We start from the raw sequence: 12,213 nt of genomic DNA on the forward strand, positions 1-12,213 counted from the left end.
ACCACCCATGCCTCTCATCCCCGAGGAGCCTCAGATTCACGAGAGCGCCCAGGGTCCCCGCGTCACTCCGGCCGCAGGCCGCACCGCGTCGACCCCCCGTCCTGTACCCGGTCCGCGTTCAGCGGCCACGCCGCGTCCCGGTCGTCCCGGGCCCGGCCCCGCGAGGCCCGCGCCCCCGGCGCCGCGCCCGCACCCCACCTCCGACCGTCCCAGGACGGACCGGCCGGAGAATCGTTCCGCACCGCAGATCCAGTTGATCCCCGCCTCGGCGGCCGGCGCACTCGACTCCGCCGACGAAGCAGTGGATCTGCTGCTCGACTCCGGCCGCGCACCGGGCGACATCCTGGTGCTCACCACCGGTGAGCAGCACCCGTGGGCCGCGCACGAACTCTCCTTCGGCGAGGCCGCCTACTGGGCGCAGCACGAGGCCGGCGACGATGTCTTCTTCGCCGGTGCCGCAGCCGCGGACCGGGTGAGGACCCGTCCCGTGGTGATCGTCGCCGTCAACGGCGGTGATGTCGTCGCCGAAGCGCTGACCGGGGCGCGCGAACGCGCCGGAGCACTGCTGATCGTGTGCGGGGACCCGCAGCGGATCAACGCATTGCTCGGTGCCGGAGTCTGATCCGCAGGGCATACATGACCGTGCGGCCCGGCTGCCCGACAGGGCGGCCGGGCCGGCGGCCACGGGTCAGCGGGCCGCGGTGCGCCGCAGCGCCTGTGCCGCACCGCCGCCGGTGCGCAGCGGAGCCGGATCCTGCCCGAGCGAGGTGTCGGCGAGAGCGGACGGCTGCGACGTGGAGTTGGGACGGCGCCCGCCACGTCCCTCGCCGAGCACCTGCCAGCCGCCGTGGGTCAGCGTGATGTACGCGCCGCACCGCAGGCCGTGCAGGGTGCAGGCATCCCGCAGGCCCCACATCCACGCCCCGTCCTCCTCCGTCCAACGCTCGTCGCCCTCACGGCAGTAGAGAAGCACTGCGGTACGGACCGGTGTGCGGCGGCGAAGATCGTGCGGGACGACCCGGCGCAGATGCGCGAGCAACGCGTTGCGGAACTCCCAGCCGTCCGCGGCTATGGAGCGGCGGGCGAAGGAAGCGCTGGCCGTGAGGCGTTCCTCATGGTCCAGTACGGCGACCACAGCGGTCGCCGGGGTCGGCCTGTGCCGGGCGTGCAGGCCGCTGACAACCTCGCGGGGGCTGCGCAGCAACGGTATGCCCGCTTCGGCCCACTCGGCCGGTTCGAGCATCCTGGCAAGACGGTTGGCGGAGTCGGCGGATGCCGAGGACGCCGACATCGAAGTGGCTGCGGACGGAGCGAATCCGAAGGTCACGATCCTCCCTTCGCATACGCGCCCATGGTGCGGGCAGGGTCGAGTGAGGGCGCACCGTGGCACAGCCCTTCCAGGCCGCGAAAGGGACTGTGCGGGGAGCGAGTCCAATTCTTCCTGGCGTATCGGCAGGCGGCAACGAGCAATTGGCACAGGTGACGGTAATCAGCCGGAATGACTCTGATATCCCTGCCCATGCCGTGCCCGGATGACTCCTCCCGTCCCGCCTGAACGGCGAGGACCAGCGGAAACACCTCCGGGTGTCACATGGGGTGGATTCGCCGATTGTCAGTGCCATCGGGTTGCATGGAGGCATGGACAACCTGGAGCTCCGCGCCGAAGCCGATGCCATCCTTGCCGAGCTCGTCGGTGACCCGGGGGGTTCGGCGCGGCTGCGGGAGGACCAGTGGCAGGCGGTGGCGGCTCTGGTGGAGGAGCGCCGACGTGCCCTGGTGGTGCAGCGCACGGGCTGGGGGAAGTCCGCGGTGTACTTCGTCGCCACCGCTCTGCTGCGCCGTCGTGGCTCCGGGCCCACGGTGATCGTCTCGCCGCTGCTGGCGCTGATGCGTAACCAGGTCGAGTCTGCGGCGCGGGCCGGTATCCGGGCGCGCACCATCAACTCTGCCAATCCGGAGGAGTGGGACACCATCTACGAGGAGGTCGAGCGCGGCGACACCGATGTCCTCCTGGTAAGTCCGGAACGTCTCAATTCCGTGGATTTTCGCGATCAGGTGCTGCCCAAGCTCGCGGCCACCACCGGTCTGCTGGTGGTGGACGAGGCGCACTGTATTTCCGACTGGGGGCATGACTTCCGGCCTGACTACCGCCGGTTGCGGGCGATGCTCGCCGAGCTCGCTCCCGGCGTGCCGGTACTGGCCACCACCGCGACCGCGAACGCGCGGGTCACCGCGGATGTGGCCGATCAGCTGGGCACCGGCGCGGGCGAGGCCCTGGTGCTGCGCGGCCCGCTGGAGCGGGAAAGCCTGCGGCTGGGTGTGGTCCGGCTGCCGGACGCCGCGCACCGTCTGGCCTGGCTCGCCGAGCACCTGGACGAGCTGCCGGGTTCCGGGATCATCTACGCCCTCACCGTCGCCGCAGCCGAGGAGGCCACCGCCTTTCTGCGTCAGCGCGGCTTCCGCGTCGCCTCGTACACCGGAAGAACGGAGAACGCCGACCGGCTGCAGGCCGAGGTCGACCTGCAGGAGAACCGGGTCAAGGCACTGGTCGCGACTTCGGCCCTGGGCATGGGCTTCGACAAGCCGGACCTGGGCTTCGTGGTCCATCTCGGCTCGCCGTCCTCGCCGATCGCCTACTACCAGCAGGTGGGGCGTGCGGGGCGCGGGGTGGCCCACGCCGATGTGCTGCTGCTGCCGGGCAAGGAGGACGAGGCCATCTGGCGCTACTTCGCCGACACCGCCTTTCCGCCCGAGGCGCAGGTCCGACAGACCCTCTCGGCCCTCGCAGATGCGGGACGGCCGTTGTCCGTGCCCGCCCTGGAGGCTGCGGTGGATCTTCGGCGCACCCGTTTGGAGTCGATGCTGAAGGTGCTGGATGTCGACGGCGCGGTCAAGCGGGTGAAGGGCGGCTGGACGGCCACGGGGGCCGAATGGGTGTACGAGGCCGAGCGCTACGCCTGGGTGGCGCGGCAGCGGGCGGCCGAACAGCAGGCCATGCGCGATTACGCGAGCACGTCCCAGTGCCGGATGGAGTTCCTGCGCCAACAGCTGGACGACGAGGGGGCGACCCCGTGCGGCCGTTGCGACAACTGCGCGGGGTCCTGGGCCGATTCAGCCGTTTCGGCGGATGCTCTGACGGGTGCGACGAAGGAACTGGATCGCCCGGGGGTGGAGGTCGAGCCGCGCCGGATGTGGCCGACGGGGATGCCCGCACTGGGCATCGACCTCAAGGGCCGTATCCCGGCCAAGGAGCAGTGCTCCACCGGGCGTGCCCTGGGGCGGCTCTCGGACATCGGCTGGGGCAACCGACTGCGCCCGCTGCTGGCCGAGAACGCACCCGATGGGCCCGTCCCGGACGATGTCCTGCAGGCCGCGGTGGCGGTCCTCGCCGACTGGGCGCGCTCTTCGGGCGGCTGGGCGCCGAATGTCTCCGACGCCACTGCCCGGCCGGTAGGAGTCGTCGCCGTACCGTCCCTGACCCGCCCGCAACTGGTCGGCTCCCTCGCCCAGGGAATCGCGACCATCGGCCGCCTCCCCTTCCTCGGCACCCTGACGTACACCGGTCCGAGCCGTGCGCACACGGCACGCCGCAGCAACTCCGCCCAACGCCTCAGGGCGCTCTCCGGCACCTTCGCCGTCCCCGAGGAACTGACCGAAGCCCTGGCCCGCACTCCCGGCCCCGTCCTGCTCGTGGACGACTGCACCGATTCCGGCTGGACCCTCGCCGTCGCCGCCCGTCTGCTCAGGCAGGCAGGCAGCGACCAGGTTCTTCCACTGGTCCTCGCTGCGGCAGGCTGAGCACGTTCATGCTCGTGCCGCGGTGGCCTGCTTGCCGTGATTCACCGACCGGGCCGCCCCGGAGCCGGCTGCGTTCAGCGCCCTTGTGCGGCGCCTGGACGTAGCCCGGCAGAGCCCGGTGAGCACCCGCACAGCCTCTCAAGTTCCCTGCTTCAGCAGGATTTCATCGGCATTGCAGCACGGCGCGTCAGAGTCTGCCGAGCGCGTCGGGTGCCGACGAACCGCACGGAGAGAGCTGTCATAGAAGTGAGACCGAACAGGCGGAGGGCACCGGCGGGGCAGGGACGGCGACGGCTGTTCGCGTGGGCGAGGCGCCGGAAGGCTGCTTCGGCGCGGGGCGGCATGCGGCCGGTTCCCCCGTGGTCGGCGCCCGTGCCATCAGGGTGCGGGGTCTCGATTCCCTGGTAAGTACGGACTGGATCCGGGCCGCATCAGCAGTTCCGGAGAAGGCTCCGATCCCTTCGAGGAGCCGGACGCCATTCAGGCACGGCCCCAGACTTGCGCAGCCTGCCGCAGGGAAGCGTGATCACCACCATGCGGCCTGCAGAATCAGCCACCACGTCACCGAGAGAGGACATATTGCTATGTCGCAGGTCAATCGCGCGCCCGGCGCACAGCCCACCCGCCGCAGTGGGCGATGGGAACGCTACCGGGACGCCCACCCGTTCTCCGCCCAGGACCAGGCAGGCCTGTGGGGGTTGATCGTGGGCGTTGTGGCACTTGCCGTACTGCTCGGCTGGGCACTCGACATGAAGGGCGGTGCAGTCATCGTCGCGGCGATCCCCTTCATCATCTCCTGGTACGAGAAGCGACGCACAGCGTTCCAGTTCGACGCAGCCGGCGCCCGGTTCGGTAATGTGCTGCTGCCGTGGACCGACTTCACGCAGTTCGTCGTGGCCACACCGCCGGACGACCAGCAGGCACTGATCGGCGCGCGGCTGCGTCCCGGTGCGACCTTGTCGGCCGGCGCAATGGTCCCGTCGCAGAAATCCGGCCATGCCCGCACCGATCCACGTCGCCGTTCCGCGGTCCAAGTTCGATCTGGCGAAGATGGTCGGCAAGGCGCGCAAGTACGCCCCGCCGCACATCCAGATCGTGGTCGCCGAACCGTCCGGCGAACGCATCGCAGTCCAGCATTGATCTTGAGCGTGGACATGGCGTGTGCGACGTGAGGAGAGGAAGACCGTGACGCTCCCGAGTGGGACTGTGGTGCGGACCGTACCGGTGAGCGTGGCGTTGATGACCGGCCGCAGCATGGACTCGCCCCAGCCACCGGTCGAGTTCGGACCGGCGAGAAGAGGGGGAAACTGATGCCGCGCCCGCCACAACCCTGGTGCACGCCACACCCACCCGCAGCAGCCGGTTCCGGGCAATCCGTACGCCGCGGAGGGCGGCACTCCGTCGGAGCCGCCGACCCGCCCCAGGCGCTTCGGCAAGGGGCCGTTGATCGCCACTGTTGTCGTTCTACTGCTCCTGGTGGCAGGTGGAGGGGTGTACGCCGTCACCGGCGACCGGCCGGGCGCGACCGCCTCGCCCGTGGCGGCGAAGGCACCCCGCCCCTCCGGGGCGTCGGCCACTGCTACAAGAAAGTCACAGCCAACCGCCTCTCGGACGGTGCCGAGGTGGGGAGCGTGCCGTTGCCCGCCCCTGTCTGCGAGACACCGGTCAACCCGACCCCGGACGGCAAGGGTCGTCCTCGTGTACAAGAACAGCCGGGCCCGGAGCGGGAACCGGTGCAATCAGCTTCAGATGATCGACCTCCGGACCGGGAAGGCCGGCTGGCACAAGTAGCTCACCGAGACCGGCTCCATGGACGACACGATCACCGTGAACAGCGCGATCAGTGGCGACACCCTCGCGATCGTCCAGAGCATGAGGGCTGCGGCCAGTGCCGGGAGATCGACCCGCGCACCGGCAAGGTTCTCTGGCGCTTCCGGACCCAGCCGGGCTGGAAGGCCGGCAAGGTGCTCTCCGTCGACCCGGTCGTCTTCACCACCCTCCACTTCGAGGAGCGCACCGACAACTGGCGGGTCGTCGCCCTGGGGCCCGGCGGAAGGCTCCGCACCACCATCGACGCCAGGCCGAAGGGCTTCAAGCACTGTGCCGACGCCGGGGAATCGGGCGAGAACATCCAGAACTGCCCAGGCACCGTCGTCGGCAAGGGCATCGTCTGTCTAGGGGGCAACGACACGGTCGGTGCCTACGACCTCGGCACCGGGAAACTCGTCTGGGGCGTGAAGTCAGGGGACAGCACCTTCCATCCCCTGCGCGCGGAGGGCGGCTCGTCCGCGCTTGTCCATGAGGCGGCCTCGTGGAAAAGGCCGGGCGCGATCATCCGGTTCGGCCCAGGTGGCGTGGACACGAAGAAGAAGGTGTTGAAACACCCCGCATCGGCTCGGGCCACGGAGTCCGGAATGCACGCCGGACACCTGGCCTACGCGAACGAACGGATCGTCATCACGCCGTCGGGCGTGAGCGGCGACGACGCGGCGCACGAAGCCCGCATGCTGTCCTTCGCCCCCGAGCCCCGGTGAGAGGACCCGACGCCCGCGTCCTGAATAGGCCGAGGCCATGAATTCTGCGTGGTCCGTGTTGGTCATGCCCCCATGCAACCCGATGGCTAGGACAGATCGCGAACGCCCCCGCGACCCTGTGGAAAAAGTTATCCACAGGGGTCGCGGAATCCGGCCGCCCGCGGGACGGTCATGCCATGAACCAGCACAACGAATCCACCGGTCCGGCCGACGAGCAGCAGATCACCCTGCGAGGACCTGCCGAACTCGCCGATGCTCTCCCCTACCTCATGGGGTTTCACCCGAACGACAGCGTGATCATGGTCGCCCTGCACGGCGGCAGGGGGCGCTTCGGCGGCCGGCTCAGGCTCGGCATCCCGCAGTCGCCCCAAGAATGGGAGCCCGTCGCCGAGCAGCTTGCCGAGTGCTTGATCAAGGGGAGCGAGCGGCGTGGTGAACGCCCTGACGCGATCGTCGTCTTCCTCTGCCAGGATCCTGCCGAGGGTGAGTCCGGCAGTCAGATCATGGAGCGGCTGCGGCCACTTGCCCAGCGCCTGCGTACGGCCTGCGGCGCGCTGGACGTTCCGGTGCTCGAAGCGCTCTGCATCTCTGACGGCCGGTACTGGTCATACTGCTGCCCGGACGAGCGCTGCTGCCCGATGGAGGGGAACCAGCTGGCCATGCCTGGCACTTCGGTGATGGCGGCCGCTGCCGCGTACGCGGGCATTCAAGTGCGCGGAACGTTGCGGGAGATGGAGGCGAGGCTCGCACCCCTGACGCACTCGGCGGCGGCAGGTCAGCAACGCGCTCTCGACTCGGCGGGCACCGAACTGATGCCCAGGCTCCTCGACGAGGTGGGACGCAAGGATGTGGCCCGAGAAACCTTGGACCTTGCCCGGCAGCTCATGAAACGCCTCCGGGAGGCGCCGGTGACGGCGCCCTCCGCCTCGGACATCAGCGACGACCGGCTGATCAGTCATCACGAGGCAGCCGCAGTGATTCTCGGTCTGCAAGACCGGGAGACCCGCGACAGGGCCGCGGAATGGATGGAGGGTCCAGAAGCCGATTCGGCGTTGCGGCTCTGGCGCGCACTGTCCCGTCGTTGCGTGGCACCGTACGAGGAGCATGCCGCGGCGCCACTGACCCTGGCCGGATGGGTCTCGTGGTCGACGGGCGACGAACCGGGCGCGCGGGTTGCTCTGGGCCTCGCCCTGCGGATGGATCCCGCGTACACCTTTGCCCAACTTCTTCATGAGGCGTGCAACCAGGGCCTCGACCCGGAGACCTTGCGCCGATGCCTGCGCGGGGAGCGCAGTGCGCGAACGGGGCGGCGCGGGCACCGGACGGACCGGAGTGCCCGGCCCCGCCCGGCGCGGCCGACCGCTACGCGCCGGAAGAAGACCCCGTCCGGCTCCGCCCGTCCCGAATCAGGGGCCGCCCGGCGTCGGTCCGGACAAGCCACCCCCGGCCGGCGTGTATCCGGTGGCGACGGATGACCCGCATGTCCCGTCGCTCCGCGACACCTCGCGTCACCGCCGAGCACTGAGATCCCCGACCGGAACCCCACGACGCCGAGTGGTGACAGATGTCCTGGTGCTGCGCCAGGACGCGATGCGGTCGTCCAGCGCTCCGGGTACGTCATCGGCTTCGGGGCTGCTGGGGCCGCCCGGCGAGGCCGGTGCCCGTGCGAGTGTGCACTGCGATTCAGTGCGCGTACCGCCAGGTCCGGAGCGTTGGATGCGCATGCGGGGGAGACGGCTCCGGGGGAGTCGCGGTGGTGCACGGGGACGGCGATCTCGAGGGCGCGGGGGCGGCCCGCGGCGGATCCGTGGGCGATCGGCCCTGTCCGACAGCGGTCCGGGGTCGGCGATGCGGCTCTCGGGCGGCTCCTGCCGGCCCGAAAGAGCTCCTGGAAGACCATCGCGAAGGGAGTGTTTATCGTCAGGCAGACGACTATGATCACCGCATGCCGCCCTACGACCCGTCGACCTTCCCGCCCTTCGCTGTCACCGTCGACCTGGTTGTGCTCACGGTGCGCCGCCACGCGCTCTGCGCGCTGGTGGTACGCCGTGGTGAGCCACCATTCCAGGGGCGATGGGCGCTGCCCGGCGGGTTCGTCAAGGCCGATGAGGATCTCGGAGCCGCAGCAGCGCGCGAGCTCGTCGAGGAGACCGGCCTGTGCGCCCAGGATCCGGCAGCCCCGGCGATCGGGAACGGCGCCCACCTCGAACAGCTCGCTACCTACGGTGACCCCGGTCGCGACCCGCGGATGCGAGTCGTCAGCGTCGCCCATCTCGCCCTGGCCCCCGATCTGCCGGCCCCACGGGCAGGTGGCGATGCGAACAGCGCGCGATGGGCGACTGTCGAGGATCTGCTCGGGGCGGAGGGGGGCTTCGGCCAGGAGGGCGAAAACCAGGCTCCGCTGGCCTTCGACCATGCGCAGATCCTTGCCGACGGAGTCGAACGCGCCCGCTCCAAGATCGAATACTCCTCCCTGGCCACCGCCTTCTGCCCTCCGGCGTTTACGGTCGGCGAGCTCCGGCGGGTGTACGAGGCGGTGTGGGGAGTTGTTCTCGACCCGCGGAACTTCCATCGCAAGGTCACCGGCACCCCCGGCTTCCTGGTGCCCACCGGCGGGACGACCACTCGCCAGGGCGGACGCCCGGCCCAGCTCTTCCGGGCCGGTGCGGCCACGGTGCTCAACCCCCCGATGCTGAGGCCGGAAGTCTGACCTCGCGGAACGCCCACAGGACTGGTGCTGCACGAAAAGTCGGATATGTCGCGTTATCTTTCTGCGGTACCCGCCCTGCCGCCGAGCGGTCTCACCTTCCGCGAGAGAAGCGATGCTCCAGGCCATCGGACTCACCAGTGCCCCCCGCCGCGGTCTTCGGGCCGCAGTGAACGATCTCACCTTCGAAACCCGGCCCGGCCACGTCACCGCGCTTCTGGGCGCCCCTGGCTCGGGCAAGACCGCAGCCCTCCGCCTCATGCTCGAGCTCGACCCGGGGCGGGGGGTCACCTACTTCCGGGGCAGGCCGATGCACCGGATCCCGCACCCCGCGCGTGAGGTGGGCGTGCTGCTCGGGGACGTACCGGGTCACCCTGTCCGTACCGCCCGCGGCCAGCTCCGGATGCTCTGCGCCGCCGCGGGTGTACCTGCGACGCGAGCGGATGAACTGCTTGAGCTCGTAGGTCTCGCCGGGCTCGGGGGCCAGCGCATCGGCACACTCTCGCTCGGCATGGATCGACGGCTCGCCCTCGCCTCCGCGCTGCTCGGTGATCCGCACACGCTCGTCCTCGATGATCCGGCAGAAGGCCTCGCTCCGCGCGAGGGCTGCTGGCTGCACGGGCTGTTGCAGGCCCATGCGGCCCGGGGCGGGACCGTTCTGTACACCACGGCGGACCCCAAGGAGGCCGCGCGGGCCGCCGATCATGTGGTCACCATCGACGGCGGCCGCCTGGTCGCCGACCAGGATGTCGGCGACTTCTCCCGGACTCGTCTGCGCCCCCGGGTCGCGGTCCGGACCCCGCACGCGGCTCGCCTCGCGGCAGTGGTCAGCCGCGAGGCCCGAGCGGCCCGGCGCTCGGTCGAGGTGGTCACCGAAGCCGGCGGCCGCCTCGCCGTGTACGGCTCCACCTGTGCGGAAATCGGTGACACGGCGTTCCGGCACGGGCTTCCGGTGCATCAACTGGCCGACGAGGTCGGAGATGCCGGCCCCACGGCGCCCAGGGGTGGCATGAGCCCCGCGGAGCCCGCAGGTGCCACTGATCCAGCAGGCTCCACGGGACCCGAAGGTCCCGTAGATCGCACAGACTCCGTGGATCCCGCGGATCTCGCAGCGCCCGGCAGCGGCGAAGGGCCAGGCGATCCGCGACCGGTCGTGCAGGCGTCGGGCACGGAACCGGCACTTCCCATCCGGCGCCGCCCGGCCCGCGGTCCGCTTCATCCGCTGCGCTACGAGTTGCGCCGTCTGCTCGGCGTCAGAACAACGACCTTGATCATGGCCGCTGTTCTGGTCGTCTCCGTGGGGTTCTCCGTGCTCCTCGCCCGTACCGGCCATGCGTCGTTGCCGAAGGTACTGGCGGCCTGGCCGTCGTTGCTGCCTCTGCCGCCCGCGGCGGTCGGGGCCGGACTGCTCGGCGCCCTCTCGTTCGGTGACGAATTCCGCTACCCGGCGCTCGCTTCGGGCCGCGGCACCGTGCCCCGCCGCCTGGGGCTGCTTCTGGCCAAGCTGGTGGTGTCCGCGGGCGTCGCCGTGGTGCTTGCTCTGGCCGTCGTACTGGTCTCCGCCGAAACCCTTCGCCTCGTGTACGGCCACGATTGGATCCATGTCCCGCCGAATTCGATTTCGCTGGGCGTGAGTTGGGTGGCGCTGACCGTGGGCTGCGCCTGGGCGGGCCTCCTGGCTGCTGGAGTCTTCAGGGTGGCGACGGCGGGTGTCGCCGCGGTACTCGCCGTTCCTGTGCTTGTTGTGCCGCTTGTCCAGAAGGTGCTGACGGTGCCGGGATCCCGTCCGGTCACCGGGCTTCCTGGCAGGTTCCGCGAGCTGATGTGGCCGCGCTGGCCGCACGAGACGGACCGATGGGTGGCCGTCGCCATGGGCGTCGTGGCGCATCCGGTGGGGGCCGCGCTGGCGTTGTCGCTGTCGGTCCTGGTCTTCGCCTATCTGCTCACCAGCCTTCACGGCAGGGCCCGTTGGCGGTCCCAGAGTGCCGCCGGATCGGGCCAGGCCTCATAACCTCCTGAAAAATGCCCCATTTATACCAGTAAAGCGTCAATTGGCGGGCTGGCGCCGATCACCCTTTCGTGTGCTTTTCACCAAAGACCTCAAGAGGCGGGTGAGCTGCGCCGACAAAGGATGCGTGAGTACCCTTGCGCACACCATGATGACCGCCGCCCGCTCCGCCGATTCCGGCCTCGCCGGCCCGGGTGAACTCGATCGCTACCCGTATGCGGAGGCGCCGGCCGGCGAGCGTGCCGCTCTTCGTTCCTGGGACGGTCCCGACGCCGACCTCGGCCGGGTGAGCCGCCGGGGCTCGGCCAGTCGGGGTCGCGGCCTCCATGGCCAACTCGTTCAACAGCTGGGTCAGATGATCGTCTCCGGCGACCTGGGCGCCGACCGCCCTCTCGTGCCGGAGGAGATCGGTCAGCGTTTCGAGGTCTCCCGCACCGTCGTACGCGAATCGCTGCGTGTCCTTGAGGCCAAGGGCCTGGTCAGCGCCCGGCCCAATGTGGGTACCCGGGTCCGCCCCGTCAGCGATTGGAACCTGCTGGATCCCGACATCATCGAATGGCGCGCCTTCGGTCCTCAGCGTGAGGACCAGCGTCGCGAGCTCGGGGAGCTCCGGTGGATGATCGAGCCCCTTGCCGCGCGTCTCGCCGCAGGCCACGGCCGTGAGGACATTCAGCAGCGCCTCGGCGACATGGTCGAGATCATGGGGCACGCGGTCGGGCAGGGCGACACGATCACCTGCTCCCGGGCCGATGCGGAGTTCCACTCCCTGCTCATCCAGGCGGCGGGCAATCGCATGCTGGAGCACCTCTCCGGCATCGTTGCCGCGGCACTGCAGGTCTCGGGCGGTCCGGTCACGGGCTGTGACCGCCCCACCGAGGCGTCCCTCGGTCACCACGCCCGGATCGTCGATGCCCTCGCATCCGGCGACTCGGCGGGTGCCGAAGCGGCCATGCGTCAACTGCTCGTCGTCCACCCCGAGGTGGAGCGTGTGGTGCCCGCGCCCCGCGAGCACTGAGCACAACACGGCCAGGGTGTGTGAACCGTGTGTCGCCGGGCCGCTACGGTCCGGCGGCGCAGTTGCGGGTGGTTTGCGCCCTTGGTCATGTTCGTCGCAAATGAGGTGTGACTCGGGCCACGCGGATTGGGCGTAACACTCCTCGAAACAG

At 70.2% G+C, this 12,213-nt stretch carries 9 protein-coding genes; 8 read left to right on the forward strand and 1 reads right to left on the reverse strand.

Annotated features, from left to right (window positions below; all coding sequences use genetic code 11):
• Window positions 1-7 precede the first annotated feature (7 nt).
• Entirely contained in the window at window positions 8-622 is a 615-nt protein-coding gene (locus tag OG978_RS30470) for a hypothetical protein (RefSeq protein WP_326768262.1), read from the forward strand.
• A 66-nt stretch (window positions 623-688) separates the two neighbouring features.
• On the opposite strand, the gene OG978_RS30475 is transcribed toward OG978_RS30470, so the two are convergent.
• The gene (locus OG978_RS30475; RefSeq protein ID WP_326768263.1) at window positions 689-1,327 is read right to left on the reverse strand and encodes a hypothetical protein; all 639 of its coding nucleotides are present in this window, start codon (window positions 1,325-1,327) and stop codon (window positions 689-691) included.
• A gap of 311 nt (window positions 1,328-1,638) precedes the next feature.
• On the opposite strand from OG978_RS30475, the gene OG978_RS30480 reads away from it, so the two are divergent.
• The 7 genes from OG978_RS30480 (at window position 1,639) to OG978_RS30510 (ending at window position 12,062) form a co-directional block, all read left to right on the forward strand.
• On the forward strand, window positions 1,639-3,798 hold the full coding sequence (locus tag OG978_RS30480; protein WP_326768264.1) for a RecQ family ATP-dependent DNA helicase: 2,160 nt from the start codon (window positions 1,639-1,641) through the stop codon (window positions 3,796-3,798).
• Window positions 3,799-4,382: 584 nt separating this feature from the next.
• Complete coding sequence (locus tag OG978_RS30485; RefSeq protein ID WP_326768265.1) at window positions 4,383-4,970, forward strand: hypothetical protein; 588 nt, start codon at window positions 4,383-4,385, stop codon at window positions 4,968-4,970.
• Between the two features lie 726 nt (window positions 4,971-5,696).
• The gene (locus OG978_RS30490; RefSeq protein WP_326770218.1) at window positions 5,697-6,332 is read left to right on the forward strand and encodes a hypothetical protein; all 636 of its coding nucleotides are present in this window, start codon (window positions 5,697-5,699) and stop codon (window positions 6,330-6,332) included.
• 176 nt (window positions 6,333-6,508) lie between these two features.
• Window positions 6,509-7,807 carry a DUF4192 domain-containing protein gene (locus tag OG978_RS30495; protein ID WP_326768266.1) on the forward strand — a complete coding sequence of 433 codons (1,299 nt, stop codon included), beginning with the start codon at window positions 6,509-6,511 and terminating at the stop codon, window positions 7,805-7,807.
• 470 nt (window positions 7,808-8,277) lie between these two features.
• Entirely contained in the window at window positions 8,278-9,042 is a 765-nt protein-coding gene (locus tag OG978_RS30500; protein WP_326768267.1) for an NUDIX hydrolase, read from the forward strand.
• Window positions 9,043-9,154: 112 nt separating this feature from the next.
• A complete protein-coding gene (locus OG978_RS30505; protein WP_326768268.1) occupies window positions 9,155-11,050 on the forward strand; it encodes an ATP-binding cassette domain-containing protein in 1,896 nt (631 codons plus the stop codon).
• A 124-nt stretch (window positions 11,051-11,174) separates the two neighbouring features.
• Window positions 11,175-12,062, forward strand: a complete 888-nt coding sequence (locus OG978_RS30510; protein WP_326768269.1) for a FadR/GntR family transcriptional regulator — start codon at window positions 11,175-11,177, stop codon at window positions 12,060-12,062.
• The last annotated feature ends 151 nt before the right edge of the window (window positions 12,063-12,213 follow it).

This window comes from Streptomyces sp. NBC_01591 (assembly GCF_035918155.1).
Classification (GTDB): Bacteria; Actinomycetota; Actinomycetes; order Streptomycetales; family Streptomycetaceae; genus Streptomyces.

Excerpts from the sequence above, each read along its gene's own strand:
- OG978_RS30470 (WP_326768262.1), top strand. The coding sequence starts at position 8 with ATGCCTCTCATCCCCGAGGAGCCTCAGATTCACGAGAGCGCCCAGGGT.
- OG978_RS30485 (WP_326768265.1), top strand. The coding sequence starts at position 4,383 with ATGTCGCAGGTCAATCGCGCGCCCGGCGCACAGCCCACCCGCCGCAGT.
- OG978_RS30480 (WP_326768264.1), top strand. The coding sequence starts at position 1,639 with ATGGACAACCTGGAGCTCCGCGCCGAAGCCGATGCCATCCTTGCCGAG.
- OG978_RS30505 (WP_326768268.1), top strand. The coding sequence starts at position 9,155 with ATGCTCCAGGCCATCGGACTCACCAGTGCCCCCCGCCGCGGTCTTCGG.
- OG978_RS30500 (WP_326768267.1), top strand. The coding sequence starts at position 8,278 with ATGCCGCCCTACGACCCGTCGACCTTCCCGCCCTTCGCTGTCACCGTC.
- OG978_RS30495 (WP_326768266.1), top strand. The coding sequence starts at position 6,509 with ATGAACCAGCACAACGAATCCACCGGTCCGGCCGACGAGCAGCAGATC.